The sequence below is a fragment of the Actinomadura sp. 3N407 genome (assembly GCF_052245875.1).
Lineage (GTDB): Bacteria > Actinomycetota > Actinomycetes > Streptosporangiales > Streptosporangiaceae > Spirillospora.
Genome location: NZ_JBQQBP010000015.1, coordinates 32,520 through 52,768 on the forward strand (window position 1 = coordinate 32,520; position 20,249 = coordinate 52,768).

14 protein-coding genes are annotated in these 20,249 nt (G+C 71.2%); 11 read left to right on the top strand and 3 right to left on the bottom strand.

The annotated features are described in order from the left end of the window. The first annotated feature begins 15 nt into the window (after positions 1–15). Positions 16–2,127, top strand: coding sequence for a putative bifunctional diguanylate cyclase/phosphodiesterase (locus ACTWPP_RS31575; RefSeq protein ID WP_443108040.1), 2,112 nt, complete (start codon positions 16–18; stop codon positions 2,125–2,127). A 405-nt stretch (positions 2,128–2,532) separates the two neighbouring features. Here the strand turns inward: ACTWPP_RS31575 and ACTWPP_RS31580 are convergent, their stop codons facing one another. Continuing rightward, positions 2,533–2,775: a DUF6458 family protein gene (locus ACTWPP_RS31580; protein ID WP_443108041.1), complete on the bottom strand. Its 243-nt coding sequence runs from the start codon at positions 2,773–2,775 to the stop codon at positions 2,533–2,535. 360 nt (positions 2,776–3,135) lie between these two features. Between ACTWPP_RS31580 and gatC the strand changes: the two genes are divergently transcribed. Genes gatC through gatB form a run of 3 tightly spaced genes read left to right on the top strand, consistent with a single transcriptional unit; the run spans position 3,136 to position 6,430 of the window. Beyond that, a complete protein-coding gene (gene gatC / locus ACTWPP_RS31585) occupies positions 3,136–3,435 on the top strand; it encodes an Asp-tRNA(Asn)/Glu-tRNA(Gln) amidotransferase subunit GatC (protein ID WP_443108042.1) in 300 nt (99 codons plus the stop codon). Further along, entirely contained in the window at positions 3,435–4,931 is a 1,497-nt protein-coding gene (gene gatA / locus ACTWPP_RS31590) for an Asp-tRNA(Asn)/Glu-tRNA(Gln) amidotransferase subunit GatA (RefSeq protein ID WP_443108043.1), read from the top strand. The genes gatC and gatA overlap by 1 nt, the downstream gene beginning before the upstream one ends. A 14-nt stretch (positions 4,932–4,945) precedes the next feature. Then, entirely contained in the window at positions 4,946–6,430 is a 1,485-nt protein-coding gene (gene gatB, locus ACTWPP_RS31595; protein WP_443108214.1) for an Asp-tRNA(Asn)/Glu-tRNA(Gln) amidotransferase subunit GatB, read from the top strand. A gap of 83 nt (positions 6,431–6,513) precedes the next feature. On the opposite strand, the gene ACTWPP_RS31600 is transcribed toward gatB, so the two are convergent. Beyond that, entirely contained in the window at positions 6,514–7,626 is a 1,113-nt protein-coding gene (locus ACTWPP_RS31600; RefSeq protein ID WP_443108044.1) for a PQQ-dependent sugar dehydrogenase, read from the bottom strand. A 466-nt stretch (positions 7,627–8,092) separates the two neighbouring features. Here ACTWPP_RS31600 and ACTWPP_RS31605 point away from each other — a divergent pair, with 466 nt between their 5' ends. From ACTWPP_RS31605 to ilvC, 4 genes are all read left to right on the top strand, one after another. Continuing rightward, on the top strand, positions 8,093–10,933 hold the full coding sequence (locus ACTWPP_RS31605) for a putative bifunctional diguanylate cyclase/phosphodiesterase (RefSeq protein ID WP_443108045.1): 2,841 nt from the start codon (positions 8,093–8,095) through the stop codon (positions 10,931–10,933). A 293-nt stretch (positions 10,934–11,226) separates the two neighbouring features. Then, positions 11,227–13,041 (top strand): acetolactate synthase large subunit, encoded by a 1,815-nt coding sequence (locus tag ACTWPP_RS31610; RefSeq protein WP_443108046.1) that lies wholly within the window; start codon positions 11,227–11,229, stop codon positions 13,039–13,041. A gap of 5 nt (positions 13,042–13,046) precedes the next feature. Continuing rightward, positions 13,047–13,571 (top strand): acetolactate synthase small subunit, encoded by a 525-nt coding sequence (gene ilvN, locus ACTWPP_RS31615; protein ID WP_358463753.1) that lies wholly within the window; start codon positions 13,047–13,049, stop codon positions 13,569–13,571. Positions 13,572–13,650: 79 nt separating this feature from the next. Continuing rightward, positions 13,651–14,634, top strand: a complete 984-nt coding sequence (gene ilvC / locus ACTWPP_RS31620; protein WP_443108047.1) for a ketol-acid reductoisomerase — start codon at positions 13,651–13,653, stop codon at positions 14,632–14,634. A 65-nt stretch (positions 14,635–14,699) separates the two neighbouring features. On the opposite strand, the gene ACTWPP_RS31625 is transcribed toward ilvC, so the two are convergent. Further along, positions 14,700–15,488 (bottom strand): hypothetical protein, encoded by a 789-nt coding sequence (locus tag ACTWPP_RS31625; protein WP_443108048.1) that lies wholly within the window; start codon positions 15,486–15,488, stop codon positions 14,700–14,702. Positions 15,489–15,669: 181 nt separating this feature from the next. Here ACTWPP_RS31625 and ACTWPP_RS31630 point away from each other — a divergent pair, with 181 nt between their 5' ends. From ACTWPP_RS31630 to serA, 3 genes are all read left to right on the top strand, one after another. Next, on the top strand, positions 15,670–17,211 hold the full coding sequence (locus ACTWPP_RS31630; protein WP_443108049.1) for a DUF2079 domain-containing protein: 1,542 nt from the start codon (positions 15,670–15,672) through the stop codon (positions 17,209–17,211). A gap of 352 nt (positions 17,212–17,563) precedes the next feature. After that, entirely contained in the window at positions 17,564–18,202 is a 639-nt protein-coding gene (locus ACTWPP_RS31635) for a hypothetical protein (RefSeq protein WP_443108050.1), read from the top strand. Between the two features lie 175 nt (positions 18,203–18,377). Beyond that, positions 18,378–19,967 (top strand): phosphoglycerate dehydrogenase, encoded by a 1,590-nt coding sequence (gene serA, locus ACTWPP_RS31640; RefSeq protein WP_443108051.1) that lies wholly within the window; start codon positions 18,378–18,380, stop codon positions 19,965–19,967. The last annotated feature ends 282 nt before the right edge of the window (positions 19,968–20,249 follow it).

Here is a 20,249-nt window from a genome sequence, read left to right on the forward strand (position 1 = left end):
CCCCCCGAGGATGTGATGAAGGACCCGAACAACACGCGGAACACGGCACCGCGCCGCGGCTCCCCGTTGTGGATCTACTTCGTCGTCGTCATCCTGCTCGGCATCGCCGCCTGCGTCACCGCGTTCTCCGGGCTGAGCGGCGCCGACCTGGACGCGCTCGCCGGCACGCCGGTGTTCTGGATCCTCGGCTGCTTCATCATCTTCGGCGAACTGCGGCCGATCATCACCCCGGGCTCCACCGAGAACAACGGCGCCACCACCTCCACCACCTTCTCGTTCGCCGCCCTGCTGTACGCCGGCCTGCCGATCGCCGCCGCCCTCCAGGTCATCGCCGTCATCACCTGCGGGATCTTCCGCGGCCGCAGCCCCCACCGCATCGCCTTCAACGCCGCGCAGTACACCCTCAGCCTCGCCGCCGCCCAGCTCGTCCTCGCCGTGTTCGGCGACCTCGCCACCCCCACCGACCTGTGGGTCCCCGACGGGGGCGACCTGCCCGCGATAGCGCTCGCCGGCGCCGTCTACTTCATCTGCAACGACACGCTCGTCGGGTCGGCCGTCGCCCTCCACGAACGGGTCTCGCTCGTCAAGGCGCTCCGCTTCGACCTCGGCTACCAGGTCCTCGTCCACCTGGCGCTGCTCGGCCTCGCCCCGCTGATGGTCGTGGCGATGGACAGGTCCGCCGTCTTCGTGCCCCTCATCGTCCTGCCGTTCATCGCCGTGTACCTGAACGCCTCCGTCTCCGTCCGGCGCGAACACCAGGCCCTCCACGACGGGCTCACGGGCCTCCCGAACCGCAAACTCCTCATCGTCCGGACCGAAGAGGCCCTCACCGAAGCCCGCGGCGCCGAGAAGCGCGGCCCCCGCACCCCCGGGATCGGCGGCAGGTCCCGCCGCCGCAGATCCGACCCGCCGAGCCACCGCGCCGGGCTGTTCCTGCTCGACCTCGACCGCTTCAAAGAGGTCAACGACACCCTCGGGCACCCCACCGGCGACCGCCTCCTCCAGCTCGTCGCGCACCGGCTCACCCACAGCGTCCGCCCCGGCGACCTCGTCGCGCGGCTCGGCGGCGACGAGTTCGCGGTGCTGCTGCCGTCCGTCCGCGACGAGGCGGCCGCCCGCGAGGTCGCCGCCCGGCTCCGCGCCGCCCTCAGCGAACCCGTCCGCCTCGACGGCATGTCCTTCGACCTGGAGGCCAGCGTCGGCATCGCGCTGTTCCCCGACCACGCGCCCGACTTCGAACTGCTCCTCCAACGCGCCGACGTCGCCATGTACAACGCCAAGGAGGCCCGCACCGGCGTCGAGATCTACTCGCCCGCCAAGGACCGCAACTCCCCGGCCCGCCTCAGCATGCTCGGCGACCTGCGCCGCGCCATCGACCGCTCCGAGCTGGAACTGTTCTACCAGCCGAAGATCTCCCTGCGGGACGGCCAGCTCGTCGGCATGGAGGCCCTCCTGCGCTGGCGCCACCCCGACAAGGGCGTCCTCGAACCCGAGGCGTTCCTGTCCGTCGCCGAGCAGACGTACCTCATGCGCTCCATCACCCACCACGTCGTCGAGGCCGCGCTCGCGCAGGCCGCCGCCTGGTGGCGCGAAGACCTCACCGTCCAGGTCGCCGTCAACGCCTCCGGACGCGACCTCCTCGACACCGGCCTCACCGAGACGATCGAGGAGGGACTGCTCGCCCGCGGCCTGCCCGCCGCCGCCCTCCAGCTCGAGATCACCGAGCGGATCCTGATGAACGAGCCCGCCTACGCCTCCGACACCGTCAGCGCCCTCGCCGACCTCGGCATCCCGCTCAGCCTCGACGACTTCGGCACCGGCTACTCCTCCCTCGTCCGCCTCAAACGCCTCCCCGTCGAAGAAATCAAGATCGACGCCTCGTTCGTGGGACGCCTCCTCGAATCCACCGACGACGCCGTCATCGTCCGCTCCATCGTCGACCTCGTCCGCACCCTCGGCCTGCGCTCCGTCGCCGAAGGCGTCGAAGACCCCGCCACCGCCCAGGCACTCCGCGAAATGGGCTGCGACGCCGCCCAAGGCTGGCACTTCGGCCGCCCCATGGACGCCGAAACCGCCACCGACTGGCTCCGCCGCCACATGCAACGCGCCCCCGAACCCGCTGCGTAGTTGATTGCTTTTCCCTTGGCGTCGGGCCTTGGAGGCCCTTCTTCGGCGGGAAATGCGGTGCGATCGCTGCATCGCTTCGGCTCGCCTTGCGGCTCGCTGCGCGATCAGGTTCTCGCTTCGCTTGAACCTGCCTTCGGACGCGATCGCGACGGTTCCGGTTGCTGCGTGGTTGCGGCGGTGGCTGGTGCGGTCACGCACGGGCGACGGCTGGGGGTGGTGGGGAAGTGACGCGCCAGGTCAGCCGGGCGATCTCTGAGTGCTCCGGCTGCGCGGCACGGGTTCCCTTGTCTGTTGGGCGGGCGCACTCTGAGGGGACGAACCGGCGCCGCCTGAGCCGGTGCCGTTCCCGGATCAGCGGCAGGCGTCGCCCCGCCGCAGCAGTGCTTGCGGCAGGATTGAGGGCGGTCAGTACGGGCGGCGGTAGTCGTCCTCGTAGTAGCGCTCTTCACGAACTGCGGGCGGAGGGCGGCGCTCGACGGAGCGGCGGCCGGAGACGATCCGGACGATGCCGATGACCAGGCCGATCAGGCCGCCGATCATCAGGATCACGCCGACCAGCCGGATGTCGATGCCGCTGAAGTCGTAGCTGACCGCGTAGGCCAGGATCGCGCCGATGATGATCAGCGCGATGCTGCCGCCGATGGTCACGGCGGTCTCCTCTCGTCGTCCCTGAGTGGACGACGAAAGCGTTCCCGTCCAGGCCAAACTAAACAAACTGCACATATTCTCGGAGACTCCATCGGCCCCACGCCGTCGCTCCATGCGAGACCGCACCGGCCACTGCCTCGGCCACGCACCGACCCCGACCGTCGCGATCGCGTCCGAAGGCAGGTTTCGAGCCTGCGAGAAACCTGATCGCGCAGCGAGCCGCAAGGCGAGCCGGAGCGATGCAGCGATCGCACCGCAGTGCCCGCCGAAGGAGGGCCCTGCAGGGCCCGACGCCAAGGGCACTGCAATAAACATAGGATGGGCGGCGAATCCCATCGATCCGCAGGAACGGTTTCTCACATGTCCGCCATCTCCCGTGACGAGGTTTCGCATCTCGCCCGGCTGTCCCGGCTGGCGCTCGGCGACGATGAGCTCGACCATCTCGCCGCCCAGCTCGACCAGATCATCTCCGCGGTCGCGCGGGTGCAGGAGGTCGCCGCGGAGGACATCCCGCCGACCTCGCACGCGCTGCCGCTGACCAACGTCTACCGGGCCGACGAGGTGCGGCCGTGCCTCACGCCGGAGCAGGCCCTCGCGGGCGCCCCGGCGGCGGAGGGGCAGCGCTTCCGCGTCCCCCGGATCCTGGACGAGGAGGCGTGATGGAGCTGGTCAAGAAGGGCGCGGCGGAGCTCGGGGAGCTGCTCGCCGCCGGTGAGGTCACCGCCGTCGAGGTCGCCGAGGCGCACCTGGACCGCATCGCCGCCGTGGACGGTCAGGTGAAGGCGTTCCTGCACGTCGACCGTGAGGCGACGCTGGCGCAGGCCCGGAAGGTGGACGAGCGGCGTGCGGCGGGGGAGAGGCTCGGCCCGCTGGCCGGGGTCCCCATCGCGCACAAGGACGTCTTCGCCACGACGGACATGCCCACCACCGCCGGGTCCAAGATCCTTGAGGGGTGGCGGCCGCCGTACGACGCGACCGTGACGGCGCGGCTGCGCGAGGCCGGGCTGGTGATCCTGGGCAAGACGAACATGGACGAGTTCGCGATGGGCTCGTCGACGGAGAACAGCGCCTACTTCACCTCGCGCAACCCGTGGGCTCTGGAGCGGATCCCGGGTGGTTCCTCGGGCGGTTCGTCCGCGGCGGTGGCCTCGTACGAGGCGCCGCTGTCGACGGGGACCGACACGGGCGGGTCGATCCGGCAGCCCGCGTCGGTCACCGGCATCGTCGGCATGAAGCCCACGTACGGCGGCTCGTCCCGGTACGGGGTGATCGCGTTCGCGTCGTCCCTGGACACGCCGGGGCCGTTCGCCCGCAACGTGCTGGACGCGGCGCTGCTGCAGGAGGCGTTCAGCGGCCACGACCCGATGGACTCGACGTCGGTGTCGGAGGCCGTCCCGCCGGTCGCGGAGGCCGCGCGCCGCGCCGACGTCAACGGGCTGCGCGTCGGCGTCGTCAAGGAGTTCGCCGGGGAGGGCTACCAGCCGGGCGTCTCGGAGCGCTTCAACGAGACGGTCGAGCTGCTGGAGTCCCTCGGCGCGAAGGTCGTCGAGGTCTCGTGCCCGCACTTCACGTACGCGCTGCCCGCCTACTACCTGATCGCGCCGTCGGAGTGCTCGTCCAACCTGGCCCGCTTCGACGCGATGCGCTACGGGCTGCGCGTCGGCGACGACGGCACCCGCAGCGCCGAGGAGGTCATGGCGCTGACCCGCGCCGAAGGCTTCGGCCCAGAGGTGAAGCGGCGGGTCATGCTCGGCACGTACGCGCTGTCCTCGGGCTACTACGACGCCTACTACGGCAAGGCGCAGCAGGTCCGGACGCTGATCAAGCGCGACTTCGAGGCCGCGTTCGAGCAGGTGGACGTGCTGGTGTCGCCGACCACCCCGACGACCGCGTTCCCGATCGGCGAGCGCGCCGACGACCCGGTCTCGATGTACCTGGCCGACCTGTGCACGATCCCGGCCAACCTCACCGGCAACGCCGCGATCTCGGTGCCGTGCGGGCTGGCGGACGGCCTGCCGGTCGGCCTGCAGATCATGGCCCCCGTCCTCGGCGACGACCGCGTCTACCGCGTCGGCGCCGCCGTCGAGCGGGCCCTCGAAGACCGCTGGGGCGGCCCCCTCCTGGGCAAGGCCCCGGAACTGGTGGAGGCGAAGTGACAACTCCGACGCTGATGGACTACGACGAGGCGCTCGGCAAGTTCGAGCCGGTGCTCGGGATCGAGACGCACATCGAGCTGGGCACCGCGTCGAAGATGTTCTGCGGCTGCCCGACCGGGTTCGGCGCCGAACCGAACACCCAGGTGTGCCCGGTGTGCCTGGGGCTGCCCGGTTCGCTGCCGGTCACCAACCACGCCGCGATCGAGGGCATCATCAAGATCGGGCTCGCGCTGAACTGCGACATCGTCGAGTGGTGCAGGTTCGCCCGGAAGAACTACTTCTATCCGGACATGCCGAAGAACTTCCAGATCTCCCAGTACGACGAGCCGCTGTGCGTCGACGGGCACCTCGACGTCGAGGTCGAGGGCGAGACGTACCGGGTCGAGATCGAGCGCGTCCACATGGAGGAGGACACCGGCAAGTCGCTGCACGTCGGCGGCACGACCGGCCGCATCCACGGCGCCGAGTTCTCGCTGGTCGACTACAACCGGGCCGGGATCCCGCTGGTCGAGATCGTCACCAGGCCGATCGTCGCGACCGGCGACAAGGCGCCGCTCGTGGCCCGCGCCTACGCGACGGAGCTGCGCGAGCTGGTCCGGTCGCTGGACGTGTCGGACGTGCGCATGGAGCAGGGTTCGATGCGCTGCGACGTCAACGTCTCGCTCATGCCGCGGGGCGCGACCGAGTGGGGCACCCGCACGGAGACCAAGAACGTCAACTCGCTGCGCTCGGTGGAGCGGGCCGTCCGGTCGGAGATCGAACGGCAGGCGGGCGTGCTGTCGGACGGCGGGCGGATCGTCCAGGAGACCCGCCACTTCCACGAGGACACGGGCCGCACCACCAGCGGCCGCAGCAAGGAGGAGGCGCAGGACTACCGCTACTTCCCCGAGCCCGACCTGGTGCCGATGGCGCCGTCCCGGGAGTGGGTGGCGGAGGTGCGCGCGTCGCTGCCGGAGCTTCCGGCCGCGCGGCGCCGCCGCATCCAGCGGGAGTGGAGCCTGTCCGACCTGGAGCTGCGCGACGTCGTCAACGCCGGCGCCGTCGACCTCATCGAGGCCACGATCGGACACGGCTCCGACGCCGCGTCCGCCCGCAAGTGGTGGATGAACGAGCTGTCCCGCCGCGCCACCGAGCAGGGCGTCGAACTGGCCGACCTGCCCATCACGCCCGAGCAGGTCGCGCGCGTCCAGGCGATGATCTCGGCGGGGGAGCTGAACGACAAGCTGGCCCGCAAGGTGTTCGAGGGCGTCCTCGCGGGCGAGGGCACCCCGGACGAGGTCGTCGCCGCCCGGGGCCTCAAGGTCGTCAGCGACGAGGGTGAACTCGCCTCCGTGATCGACCAGGTCATCGCCGACAACGCCGACGTGGCCGACAAGATCCGCGCGGGGAAGGTCGCCGCCGCCGGCGCCCTCGTCGGCGCGGTCATGAAGGCCACCCGCGGCCGGGCCGACGCCGGCCGCGCCCGGGAACTCATCCTGGAAAAGCTCGGCGCCTCCTGACACCCGTCCCGCCGTCCCGCGGCCCACCCGCGGGACGGCGGCCACACCGTGGACGGCCACGTCGCCTTCTGCGGACCGCCGGCTCAGCGGAGGGGGACGGTGAGGATCCGGTCGTCCTCGGGGGCGGGGTCGCCCCGGCCGTCCTCGTTGCTGGTGGTGAACCAGAGGGAGCCGCCGGGGGCCTGGACGACGGCGCGGAGACGGCCGTAGTCGGAGTTGAAGTGGGCCGTGGGGCGGCCGGCCTTGCCGTTGTCGAGGGGGACCTCCCAGAGGCGCCCGCCGCGGAGGGCGGCGGCCCACAGGGAGCCGCCCGCGTAGGCGAGGCCGGACGGGGACGCTTCGTCGGTCGTCCAGGTGAGGAGGGGATTGGTGAACTCCTCGCGGTCGCCGGTGCCCTCGACTTCGGGCCAGCCGTAGTTCTCGCCCTTCTCGATGAGGTTGATCTCGTCGAAGCGGTTCTGCCCGAACTCGGTGGCGTAGAGGCGGCCCTCGTCGTCCCATGCGAGTCCCTGGACGTTGCGGTGGCCGTAAGTCCAGAGGCGGTTGCCGAAGGGGTTCCCCGGGGCCGGGCTCCCGTCGGGGGTGACGCGGAGGATTTTCCCGCCGAGCGAGTCCTTGTCCTGGGACAGGCCTGTATCGCCGGTCTCACCGGTCGCGACGTAGAGCATCTTGTCCGGGCCGAACTGGATGCGGCCGCCGTTGTGGTTGCTCCCCTTCGGGATGCCGGTGATGATGGGGTCGAGGGCGCCGAGGTCGCCGCCGTCGTAGGTGGCGCGGACGACGCGGTTGTCGGACGCCGCCGTGAAGTACAGGTAGATGAGCTTGTCGCCGGCGTAGTTCGGGGAGGCCGCGACGCCCATCAGGCCGCCTTCGCCGCCGGGCTCCACGCCGGGGACCGTGGCGACGGTCGTCTTGTCGCCGGACGGGGTGACGCGGAGGAGCCGCGCACTGTCGCGTTCGGTCACGAGGGCGTCGCCGCCCGGCAGGAACGTGACCGCCCACGGGACCTCCAGGTCGGTGGCGACGGCGCGTGGTTCGCCGGGTTCGCCGGAACCGCCGCCCGTCCCTGTCGGGCTGCTCGCCGTCAGCGGTGGCGGTGTGTGCGCGCCGCCGTTCCCGTCCCCGTCGCCGGACGGGGACGAGCAGGCGGCCAGGGCCACCGCGGCCGAGACCAGGACGATCGTGTGCCTTCGCATTAGCGCCTCCCGTAGGTAGTACGGATCCGAGGGGCCCGCCGTTCCAACCTCGGCGCCGCCGTCACGGGGTCATTCCCGTCACAGTGCGATACCTGCCTCCGACATGGTCACTCAGCGTGTTGCCGGGCATCGCACCGCATCGGGGACGATCGGCTTTCGGACGTCCCAAATCGTTCTTCGACGAGGTCGTTTGTCGCCGGGAGGACGCTCAGCCTCAATCGCTCCGTGACCTACCGAACGTACATTGAGCGACACGGTGATCCCGTAGTGCAGCGACGTCGCTGATCTCCGGCAGGCGAAGCCGACGTGTTCGCCACCGGCCCGCGCCGACCCCTGCGCGGGGCACGATTCAGGACCTTCCGGCCGTTATCCGTGCGGCGAGGGTCGTGAACCCGGATTCTCCCCTGGCGCGGTGCAGCGTCTCAGGGACCGAACGCTCCACCGGGGCAGGAAGGGACACGGCGCGATGAGCGGCGAATACGCCAGGCGGGTTCCGCCGCGTGCGCTGCCGGTCGCCATGGCCGCGGTCGCCGGCGTGCTGTACGCCACCGGTTCGCTGCTCGGCTGGGGCGGGAACGCGTTCATCGCCTGGGCCGAGGCGGGCGCCGCGGGCGCCGCCGCGATCTCCCTGCTGCTGTCGGCCCGGCGGCCGGCGGGCGGCCCGGCGGACACGGCCCCGGGCGGGCTCTGGCGCGCCTCCTGGCGCTGGTACGGGATCGCCGCCGCGTCCTGGTTCCTCGGCGCCCTGGGCGGCGCCCTGTCCGACGGGCAGGGCCGCAGTGCCCTGTCGCTGTCGGTACCCGATCTCTTCTATCTTTTCGCCCTTGTCGCGCTGGTGGTCGGGCTCGTCGCGCCGATCAGGCTGCCCCGCGACGCGGGGACATGGCTGCGGTACGCGGCCGACACCTATGTCTGCGCCTGCGCGCTCTTCGTGCTCGGCTGGGTCGCGCTGTTCGGCACGCTCTACCACCGGTCGGGGGAGTCGCCGACGGAGTTCCTGCTGGAGCTGCTGTACCCGCTGATCGGCCTCGTGTTCGTCTGCGGCGCGCTGCCGTTCGTCCTCGGCGCCGTGCGCGGGCACCGCCGCCTCGCCTGGATGGGGTACGGCGCGCTGACGGCCATCGCGGTCGCCGACATCGTGACGACGTTCGTCCGGCTGGACGGCGGCGGGCCGTCCGACGACCCGTCCGACATCCTGCGCCTCGCCGGGCTGCTGCTCCTGCTGCTGGTGCCGTGGACGGGCCCCGCCGCCGAGCCCGAGCCGCCCGTCGACGACATACCCGAAGACGTGGACGAGCCGGACTGGCCCGGCCGGTCCGGCGAGGAGTGGGGCCGGATGATCGGGCCGGGCATCGCGCCCGCCGCGATCGCCGCCGCGACCGCCCTGTTCATCGCGGGCCACTCGCTCACCGGTCAGAACGGCCTCGAACCCGGCATCTCGATCGCGGCGGGCTCGGCGGCGCTGGTGCTGATCGCGCGGCTGGCGGGCCTGCTGCGGGAGAACGACGAGCTGCGCCGGGCCGTGGACACCGGTGAGGAGCACTTCCGGGCCCTGTCGGAGAGCATCAACGACGCGGTGCTCATCTGCGACCTGGACGCCACCGTCCAGTACGCCAGCGCCGGGGCCCTGCGGACCTACCACTACGAGCCCGAGGAGCTGCTCGGGCGCCCGCTGCACGAGATCGTCCACCCGGAGGACCTGCCCCGCGTCCAGGAGGTGTTCCTGGAGGTCCTGGACGACGAGGCGGTCGACGAGGCGCTGCGCGTGTCGTGCCGGATCCGGGCGGCGGACGGGACGTGGCTGCCGACCGAGTCGACGATCTCGCGCTACAGCGGTTCCGACGGCACCCCCGCGCGGCTGCTCGTCACGACGCGGGACCTCAGTGAGCAGGCGGCGCTGCAGCGCCAGGTCGCGCACCTGACGTTCCACGACGGCCTGACGGGCCTGCCCAACCGGTCCTACTTCGAGGAGCGCACCCGGGAGGTGCTGTCGCGGCAGCAGTCCGGCGGCGAGGTCGCGGTCGTGTTCGTCGACCTGGACGGCTTCACCGCGGTGAACGACTCCGAGGGGCACGCGGCCGGTGACCAGGTGCTCGCGCAGGCCGCGCGGAGGCTGCGCGCCAACGTCCAGTCGGACGACACGGTGGCCCGCTGGGGCGGCGACGAGTTCGCCGTCCTGGTCCAGCTGCCGCCGGACGACACTGAGACGCGCGCCACAGTGGAGCTTGCCGGACGGCTCCTGCGGGAACTTTCGGCCGACCCTTATCAGGTCGGTAACAAGCACATCGTGCTGACGGCGAGTGTCGGCATAGCGTTCGCCGGGGACGAGGAGCAGCCCGCGGGCACCGGCGGCGGCAACGGCTCCGAGGCGGGACGCCGGCTCCGCCGCACCGCCGCGGACCTGCTGCGCAACGGCGACCTGGCGATGGCCCGCGCGAAGGGGCTCGGCGGCGGGCGCGTCGAGGTGTACGCGCCGCACATGCACGCCGACGTCGTCCGGCGGCTGGAGCTCGGCAGCGACCTGCAGCAGGCGCTGGCCGAGGAGGAGTTCGCGATCGAGTTCCAGCCGGTGGTGGACCTCGCGACGTCCCGGGTGACCGGCGTGGAGGCGCTGCTGCGCTGGTGGCGGGGGGGCGAGGCGGTGCCGCCCGAGGAGTTCATCGGCCCGGCGGAGGAGTCCGGCCTGATGGTCCCGCTCGGCGACTGGGTGCTGCGGGAGGCGTGCCGCGAGGTCGCCCGGTGGCGCGGGGACTCGTGGGACGTCGGCCTGTCGGTGAACTTCACCGCCCGGCAGATCGCCGCGCCCCGGTTCGTGGAGTCGGTCGCGGCGGCGCTGGAGGAGACCGGGCTGCCGCCGCAGGCCCTCACGCTGGAGGTGCGCGAGGAGGTCCTCGTCGAGGACGCGGGCCAGAATGTGGAACGCCTGTCGGAGCTGCGGGACCTCGGGGTGCGGCTCGCGATCGACGACTTCGGCACCGGGTACGCCTCGCTCGCCTACCTCGGGCAGCTCCCGGTCGACATCATCAAGATCGACCCGTCTTTCGTGGCGGGGCTCGGGTCGGACGAGACCCTGACGCTGCTCACCCGGACGATCGTGCGGCTCGGCAGCGACCTCGGGCTGGCCGTGGTGGCGGAGGGCATCGAGCGGCCCGAGCAGCTGGAGCTGCTGCGCGAGATGGGCTGCCCGCGCGGCCAGGGTTTCCTCGTGGCGCGTCCGATGGCGGCCGGGCGGGTCGAGTCGCTGGTGCGGACGAACCTGGAGGCGCACGCCCAGTCCGGCGACGTCCCGCTGCCCCTCCCGGGCTGACCGGCCGTCCCCGCCGCCGCCCCTCCCGGGCCGGCGGGGGTCTCCGCCCCGCGGAACGGCCGACACGGCTGTCTCGACATTTGAGACAAAGCGTCCATGGATTTGACCCGGGGCCGGACATCGGCGAAAGTGGGCTCGTGCAGAGCACCTTCACCATCCTCGTAGTACTTGGTCGGCGCGCAGGCTGACCAAGCTCCTCGTCCTGCGCGCCTCCCCTGACCGCCTCACGGCGGCGGGGGTTTTTTGTTGCCCGGCGAGCCAACTGAACACTTTCGTCCTCGGTCACCGGCCAGGTGACGGCCCCTGGCGACAGGCCGGATGAGAGACGTTCACACCCACTCCCCAAGGAAACGCAGATCATGACGACCGAACAGATGACGGGAGCCCAGGCGCTGGTCCGCGCCCTGGAGAACGTCGGCGTCGACACGGTGTTCGGCATCCCGGGCGGCGCGATCCTCCCGGCCTACGACCCGCTCTTCGACTCCGCGAAGCTGCGCCACATCCTCGTCCGGCACGAGCAGGGCGCCGGCCACGCGGCCCAGGGCTACGCGATGGTGACCGGCAAGGTGGGCGTGTGCATGGCGACCAGCGGGCCGGGCGCGACCAACCTCGTCACCGCGATCTCCGACGCCTACATGGACTCGGTGCCGATGGTGGCCGTCACAGGCCAGGTGGCGTCCTCCCTCATCGGGACGGACGGCTTCCAGGAGGCCGACATCGCCGGCATCACGATGCCGATCACCAAGCACAACTTCCTGGTGACCAAGGCCACCGACATCGGCCGGACGATCGCCGAGGCGTTCCACATCGCCTCCACCGGCCGCCCTGGACCGGTCCTCGTCGACATCGCCAAGGACGCCCTGCAGGCCACCGTCGACTTCGAGTGGCCCGTCACGCTGCAGCTGCCCGGGTACCGGCCCGTCACCCGGCCGCACTCCAAGCAGGTCCGCGAGGCGGCACGGCTGATCGTCCAGGCGCGGCGCCCGGTGCTGTACGTCGGCGGAGGCGTCCTCAAGGCGAACGCGTCCGCCGAGCTGAAGGTCCTCGCCGAACTGACCGGCGCGCCCGTCGTCGCCACGCTGATGGCCAAGGGCGCGCTGCCCGACAGCCACCCGCTGCACATGGGCATGCCGGGCATGCACGGCGGCGTCGGCGCGGTCGGCGCGCTGCAGCGGTCCGACCTGCTGATCACCCTCGGCGCCCGGTTCGACGACCGCGTCACCGGGAAGCTGGACGGGTTCGCGCCGGACGCCAAGATCGTGCACGCCGACATCGACCCGGCGGAGATCTCCAAGAACCGGCACGCCGACGTCCCGATCGTCGGCGACGCCCGCGAGGTCATCGCCGACCTCATCGTCGCCGTGCAGAACGAGCACGAGGCGGGGCACAAGGGCGACTACACCGACTGGTGGCGGCAGCTCGACGCGTGGCGCGACACGTACCCGCTGGGCTACGACATCCCGGACGACGGGTCGCTGTCCCCGCAGTACGTCATCGAGCGCATCGGGAAGCTCGCCGGGCCGGAGGCGTACTACGTCGCGGGCGTCGGCCAGCACCAGATGTGGGCCGCGCAGTTCATCAAGTACGAGCGGCCCGGCGCGTTCCTGAACTCCGGCGGCGCGGGGACGATGGGCTACGCCGTCCCGGCGGCGATGGGCGCCAAGGTCGGCGCGCCGGACACGACGGTCTGGGCGATCGACGGCGACGGCTGCTTCCAGATGACCAACCAGGAGCTCGCGACCTGCGCGATCGAGGGCATCCCCGTCAAGATCGCCGTGATCAACAACGGGAACCTCGGCATGGTCCGGCAGTGGCAGACGCTGTTCTACAACGAGCGGTACTCCAACACGAACTTGCACGCGGCCAAGCGCATCCCCGACTTCGTCAAGCTCGCCGAGGCGTACGGTTGTGTCGGCCTGCGCTGCGACAAGGCCGAGGACGTCGACGACGTCATCGCCAAGGCCATGGAGATCAACGACGCCCCCGTCGTGATCGACTTCATCGTGCACAAGGACGCCATGGTCTGGCCGATGGTCGCGGCCGGCACCACCAACGACGACATCAAGATCGCGCGGGACATGGCTCCCGAGTGGGAGAACGGAGACTGACCCCGATGAGCCTGCACACCCTGTCGGTGCTCGTGGAGAACAAGCCCGGCATCCTGGCCCGGGTCGCGGCGCTGTTCTCCCGGCGCGGCTTCAACATCGAGTCCCTCGCGGTCGGCGTCACCGAGCACCCCGAGATCTCCCGGATGACGATCGTGGTGAACGTCGCCGACCTGCCCCTCGAACAGGTCACCAAGCAGCTCAACAAGCTGATCAACGTCCTGAAGATCGTCGAGCTGGACTCCTCGGCGTCCGTCCAGCGCGAACTCGTGCTGGTCAAGGTGCGCGCCGACGCCGAGACGCGCTCGCAGGTCCTGGAGACCGTCCAGCTGTTCCGTGCCAAGGTGGTGGACGTCGCGCCGGACGCCGTCACCATCGAGGCCACCGGGAACCGCGACAAGCTGGACGCGTTCATCAAGGTCCTGGAGCCGTTCGGCATCAAGGAACTGGTGCAGTCGGGCATGGTGGCCATCGGCCGCGGTGCCCGGTCCATCACCGACCGCTCGCTGCGCGCCATCGAACGCAGCGCCTGATCCGCGTGCGGCACCTGAAGCACACGTCAGAGCGCGTGACACAACCACATCAACGAAAGGCAACAGCACTGTGGCTGAGATGTTCTACGACGACGCCGCCGACCTGAGCGTGATCCAGGGTCGCCACGTCGCGATCATCGGTTACGGCAGCCAGGGGCACGCGCACGCTCTCTCCCTGCGCGACTCCGGCGTCGACGTGCGGGTCGGGCTCCGCGAGGGCTCGGCCAGCCGGGAGAAGGCCGAGGCCGAGGGCCTGCGCGTCGTCACCCCGGCGGAGGCGGCCGAGGAGGCCGACCTCATCATGCTGCTGGCCCCCGACCACCACCACCGCGAGATCTTCGAGAAGGACATCAAGCCGGCCCTCGTCGAGGGCGACGCGCTGTTCTTCGGGCACGGCTTCAGCATCCGCTACGACCTCGTCCAGCCGCCGGAGGGCGTGGACGTGGCGATGGTCGCGCCGAAGGGCCCGGGCCACCTCGTCCGCCGCCAGTTCGTCGCCGGGCGCGGCGTCCCGGTGATCGTGGCGGTGGAGAAGGACCCGTCCGGCAACGCCTGGCCGCTGGCCCTGTCGTACGCCAAGGCGATCGGCGGCCTGCGCGCGGGCGGCATCAAGACCACCTTCACCGAGGAGACCGAGACCGACCTGTTCGGCGAGCAGACGGTGCTGTGCGGCGGCGTCTCCGAGCTGATCAAGACCGGGTTCGAGGTGCTGACCGAGGCCGGCTACCAGCCGGAGGTCGCCTACTTCGAGGTCCTGCACGAGATGAAGCTGATCGTCGACCTGATGTACGAGGGCGGCGTCTCCAAGATGTACTGGTCGGTGTCCGACAACGCCGAGTACGGCGGCTACAGCCGCGGCCCGCGCGTGATCACGCCGGAGACCAAGGCCGCGATGAAGAAGATCCTCGGCGAGATCCAGTCCGGGCAGTACGCCAAGGAGCTGGTGGACGAGTTCGAGGGCGGCCAGAAGCAGTTCGGCCAGTACCGCGAGGAACTCGCCGAGCACCCCATCGAGAAGACGGGCGCCGAGCTGCGCCCGATGATGAGCTGGCTCAACGACTAGCCCGCTTCGTCGACTCGCGGCGTGTCGCCCTTGGGGAGCGTCCCGTCAGGGCGACACGCCGCGGGTCAGCGTTTCAGGCGGCGGCGGAGCCTGGTGCGCCATGAGGTGTCGGCTGGTTCGTCGGCCACGGTCAGGGCCAGGTGGCCGCCCCTGGTGAAGTAGACCGTGGTGTCCCTCGTGCCCGTGGTGCGGCACTGCGGCGTGGTCTTCAGACCTTCGGCGCGGACGGATCCGAAGCGGGCCTCGCGTGTCACCCCCAGCGCGGTCGCCGCGACGTGGACGTCCCAGCGGCCCGGTTCCACGGCGGCCGGGTCGGCGACGGCCTCGAACCGCCCGGGCCGGTCCGGCCGGAGCTCGGCGGGGAAACCGTGCTCCTTGCCGGACGTGCGTTCCCGCAGGATCACGTCCACGACCGTCCGGTTCGTCTCGACGCGCTGGAGCGCCGCGACGCCGCGGATACGGATCCTCTTGCCCTGCCAGGCGACCGCGTCCAGCCGGTGGTCGACGCCGACCTCGGTGGTGATGTCGGCGTCCTGGCGGGAGACGCCGCGCAGGTAGGGGTACATGGCGTAGATCCGGCCGCCGACCACGACGGCGCCCGCCGGAGCGCCCTCGATCTCGTCGCGGATCAGCCGCTCCAGTTCCTCGCGCAGGCCGTGCTGGATGCAGAACGCCCTGAGCCGGACCGAGGCGGGCAGGGCGGCGCGCGCCGCCTCGCTCAGCCCCTCCTCGCCTATGACGTGGCGGGTGCCGTCCACGAGCCGCTCGCGCTGGAGCCGGTCGAGGCTCAGGTAGCGGTGGTCGTACACGCGCAGGATGTCGCGCAGGACGCTGATGGTGCAGTCCGAGGTCACGTTCTCTCCTGATCGGCCGGGGACATCGGTCACGTTAAGGCTCCGAGTCGTCGCTCACAGTGAAATCGCGGTGGCGTGTCTCCGTCGGCGTGTGCCCGGTGTAGCCGGACGGCTACGGCGACCTGCCTCCCCTGCGACGCGGGGCTCTGCGCGCCGGGGTGCGGCTGGTAGCGTCCGGCGCGTGGCTGAGGCGGTTGCGGTGGAGGGCCCCGTCGACGAGGTCCCGGCAGGCCGCCGGGGACCGTCCGGACGCCGGCGGGCGGCGCTCGCGGCGATGGTCACGGCGAGCGCCGTGCTGTACGCGGCGTACTCGCTGATGCGGCTGCGGGCGTTCCGGACGGGCAGCTACGACCTCGTCATCTTCGACCAGGCGATCCGCTCGTACAGCCGCTTCGAGCTGCCCGTCGCCATGGTCAAGGGCGTCCACAACGGCTTCGGGCCGGACTTCTCCATCCTCGGCGACCACTTCTCGCCGATCCTGGTCGTGCTGGCGCCGCTCTACTGGATCCACGACGGGCCGGTCACCCTGCTGCTCGCGCAGGCCGTCCTGCTCGCGCTCGGCATCCCGCCGATCTGGCGGTTCACCGAGCGGCGGCTCGGCGCCGGCGCCGCGTACTGCGCCGGGGGCGCCTACGCGCTGTCGTGGCCGATCGCGGAGGCGCTCGCGTTCGACTTCCACGAGGTCGCGTTCGTGCCGCTCCTGTCGGCACTGATGATCGAGCGGCACGACGCGGGACGGCGAGGGCAGGCGGTGGTGGCGGCGTTCGCGCTGCTGCTGGTCAAGGAGGACATGGGGCTGCTGCTCGCGGGTTTCGGCCTGTTCCTGCTCACGCGGCGCGACGGGCGTGAGGGAAAGCGCCGGGGGGTGCGCGGCCTGCTGCCGCGCGGCGACCGCCGGGCCGGGCTCGCCTACGTCGTGGTCGGGCTCGTCGCGGCGTGGATCTCCTCCCAGGTCTTCATCGCGGCGTTCGGCGGGGACAACGACTACTACTGGGCGTACGGGTCACTCGGCCCCGACCTGCCGCATGCCGCCGTCCACGCGCTGACCCACCCGTGGGACGTCGTGGCCGTTCTCGGTACCCCGCCGCAGAAGGTCCTCACGATGGCGCTGCTCGTCCTGCCATTGCTTCTGCTGCCGCTCGCGTCACCGCTGACGCTGATCGCGCTGCCAATGCTGGCCGAGCGCATGCTCAACAGCCGTTTCGGCAACTGGTGGGAACCCGACTACCACTACAACGCCTTCATCGTCGCCGTGCTCGTCATGGCGGCGGTGGACGGGGCGGCGCGGCTGCGCGGCAGGATCCGGGCGGCGGAGCGGCTCCCGCCTGTTCTGCCGATGGCGGCGGTCCTGGCCGCTGTGATCGTCTGCGTGCCGTTCTTCGCGTACCGCCATCTGGCCGATCCCGCGCTGTGGCGGCAGAACGACCGGGCCCGCGCGGCGGCCGCGGCGGCCGCGAGGATCCCGGACGGGGCGCTCGTCGAGGCGGCCAACGGCGTCGGCCCGGCGCTGACGACCCGCGCCCGCGTCCTGCTGTGGGACGAGCGGTCGCGCGGCGCGCCCTGGGTCATCGCCTACGTCGGGCGGCTGGAGTTCCCGTTCCCGAGCGTGGCCGGCCAGCGGCGGCGGGTGGCGGAACTGGAGGCCGAGGGGTATCGCGCGGTCTTCCGGCGGGAGGGGTACATCGTGCTGCACCGGGACGTCCCCGCCCAAGGTGGAGCATAATCACGTTTGGACAGAGGTCCAAAGTGACCGTCGGCCCTGGCACACGTCAGAATGCCGGTGAAGGTACCGTTCGGATAAATTACCCTATCCTTTCGGCGCACTTTGCCTGATACTTGAAGAAAGCCGTGACGGCCGCGGCCGGCGCGGGGGAACCTGCGCGAACGCTCATGTGACCGCCGCCGGAGCGGTGTTGGGGCGGAGTGCATGAGTGGTGTGATGCTGTTCAAGAACGACCGAAGGTCACGGGCCGGAGCAGAGGCGGAATATATCCCCCGCGTGTCAATGCCCCCGGCAGGTAATTCCCGGATCCGCGTCGCCCGTCATGGGACGAATTATGGCGGGGAGTAGTGACGTGCCGGCGGGAGCGGACAAGGACGTCCGGCGCTGGGAGACGTGCGGGCAGGCGTGGATCGGCGTCCTGCGCCACGTCTGGGCCGCCGGCGAGGCCGGCATGGAGGACACCGGACCCATCATCGAGGGCCCGCCGGTGCTGTTCGAGGTCACCTCGCTGAGCTGGGAGGACCCGATCCTGCACGAGCACGGCGACCGGGCGCGCCTCGTGCGGCGCGCCCAGGAGCGCACCCGCCGCAACGTCCGCGGGCGGTACTGGCCGAGGCTGCACGACCTGCAGGGCAACGACCAGATCCGCTGGGTGGTGGAGCTGCTGCGGGCCAGGCCGTGGACGACCAGCGCGTGGATCTCGCTGACGATCCCGGGCGAGCCGGCGGAGGGGCTGCCGTGCCTGACGGCGCTGTCGTTCCGCATCCGCGGCTACCGGCTGATCATGACGGCGATGTTCCGGTCGCAGAACGTCCACCGCGGCTACCTCACCTACATCCCGCTCCGCGAGGTGCAGGTGCAGGTCGCCGACGAGCTGGGGCTGCCGGCGGGGCCGCTGCGGGTTTTCGTGGACGTCCCGCACGTCCACGTCGCCGACGCCGAACGGGTCGCGTCCGTCCTGGCCGCGATGCCCGAACCCAACGCGGCCTGACCGGACGTCCGGCCGGACGCGGGCGGGACGAAGCGGAGTTACCGGTGGGTGTCTCCCTGCCGCGAATCGCGCTCGCCGGCGCGAGATACACTCGCGTGGGGGCGAGGGCACGACGAGGTGACTCGCGACTTCACCTGCACACCACACGAACATCCACTTCCGAAGGACTGTTTCCTTGAGTAAGCCCGTCGTCCTCGTCGCAGAAGAACTCTCCCCGGCCGGCATCGCCGTCCTGGAGGCCGACTTCGAGGTCCGCCACGTCGACGGCGGCGACCGCGAGCGGCTGCTGCCCGCCGTCGCCGATGTCGACGCACTCATCGTGCGCAGTGCCACCAAGGTCACCGCCGAGGTGTTCCAGCACGCCAAGGCGCTGCGCGTCGTCGCCCGCGCCGGCGTCGGCCTCGACAACGTCGACGTCGAGGCCGCCACCAAGGCCGGCGTCATGGTCGTCAACGCGCCGACGTCCAACATCGTCACCGCCGCCGAGCACGCCATCGCGCTGCTGCTCGCGACCGCGCGGAACGTTCCGCAGGGCCACACCGCGCTCAAGCAGGGCGAGTGGAAGCGGTCCAAGTACACCGGCGTGGAGCTGCAGGGCAAGACCGTCGGCGTGCTCGGCCTCGGCCGCATCGGCGTCCTCGTCGCCCAGCGCCTCGCCGCCTTCGACATGAACGTGATCGCGTTCGACCCGTACGTGCAGGCCGCCCGCGCCGCCCAGCTCGGCGTGAAACTCGTCACGCTGGACGAGCTGCTGGCCGAGAGCGACTTCATCACCGTCCACCTGCCGAAGACGCCCGAGACCCTCGGCGTCATCGGCGACCGCGAGCTGCACCAGGTCAAGCCGACCGTGCGGATCGTCAACGCCGCCCGCGGCGGGATCGTCGACGAGGCGGCCCTGGAGCTCGCCCTCAAGGACGGCCGCGTCGCCGGCGCCGGCATCGACGTGTTCAGCACCGAGCCGTGCACCGAGAGCCCGCTGTTCCACCACGACAGCGTCGTGGTCACCCCGCACCTCGGCGCCAGCACCCACGAGGCGCAGGAGAAGGCGGGCACGCAGGTCGCCCGCTCGGTGAAGCTGGCGCTGTCCGGCGAGTTCGTGCCGGACGCGGTGAACGTGCAGGGCGGTGCGGTCGCCGAGGACGTCAAGCCCGGCCTGCCGCTCGCCGAGAAGCTCGGCCGCATCTTCACCGCCCTCGCCGGCGGCGTCCCGGTCCGGCTGGACGTGGTGGTCCGCGGCGAGATCGCCGAACACGACGTCAAGGTGCTGGAGCTGGCCGCGCTCAAGGGCGTGTTCGTGGACGTGATCGAGGAGGCGGTGACGTTCGTGAACGCGCCGCTGCTGGCCCGCGACCGCGGCGTCGAGGTCACCCTCACCACCAGCGAGGACAGCCCCGACTGGCGCAACGTCGTGCAGGTGCGCGGCACGATGGCCGACGGCTCGGTCGTGTCGGTGTCCGGCACCCTCACCGGCCCGAAGCACGCCGAGCGGATCATCGAGATCAACGGCTACAACATGGAGCTGGTGCCGACCGAGCACATGGCGTTCTTCTCCTACGTCGACCGTCCCGGCATCGTCGGCCGGGTCGGCAAGCTGCTCGGCGACGAGGAGGTCAACATCGCCGGCATGCAGGTCGGCCGGGACGCCAAGGGCGGCAGGGCACTGATCGCGCTGACCGTCGACTCCGCGATCGGGCCGCAGCTCGTCGACGCCATCACCCGCGAGGTCGGCGCCGACATGGGCCGCCGCGTCGACCTGGAGAACTGAGACTCGTCCCTTCGCCACGGGCGGGCGGTCCGGCAGCGCGCCGGCCGCCCGCCCGTGGCGGTTCTCACCACCCGTTCCGTCTCAATTATTGAGATTTTCCGCCACGGGTCGGGACACTCCACCTGACCCGGGGTAACCTCGCAGATAGTCATGCGGCGTTACGTGGTAATCCTTCGCTGCCGCAGCGGGGCCTGATCATCGGCAGGCCGGCACCCGCTGCGGAGGCTCTGCCTGGCCGTGAGTCCGATTTCACGCCGGATCGTGTGAACCACGGATCCCCGG

Excerpts from the sequence above, each read along its gene's own strand:
- ACTWPP_RS31575 (WP_443108040.1), top strand. The coding sequence starts at position 16 with ATGAAGGACCCGAACAACACGCGGAACACGGCACCGCGCCGCGGCTCC.
- gatC (WP_443108042.1), top strand. The coding sequence starts at position 3,136 with ATGTCCGCCATCTCCCGTGACGAGGTTTCGCATCTCGCCCGGCTGTCC.
- gatA (WP_443108043.1), top strand. The coding sequence starts at position 3,435 with ATGGAGCTGGTCAAGAAGGGCGCGGCGGAGCTCGGGGAGCTGCTCGCC.
- gatB (WP_443108214.1), top strand. The coding sequence starts at position 4,946 with ATGGACTACGACGAGGCGCTCGGCAAGTTCGAGCCGGTGCTCGGGATC.
- ACTWPP_RS31600 (WP_443108044.1), bottom strand. The coding sequence starts at position 7,626 with ATGCGAAGGCACACGATCGTCCTGGTCTCGGCCGCGGTGGCCCTGGCC.
- ACTWPP_RS31605 (WP_443108045.1), top strand. The coding sequence starts at position 8,093 with ATGAGCGGCGAATACGCCAGGCGGGTTCCGCCGCGTGCGCTGCCGGTC.
- ilvN (WP_358463753.1), top strand. The coding sequence starts at position 13,047 with ATGAGCCTGCACACCCTGTCGGTGCTCGTGGAGAACAAGCCCGGCATC.
- ilvC (WP_443108047.1), top strand. The coding sequence starts at position 13,651 with ATGTTCTACGACGACGCCGCCGACCTGAGCGTGATCCAGGGTCGCCAC.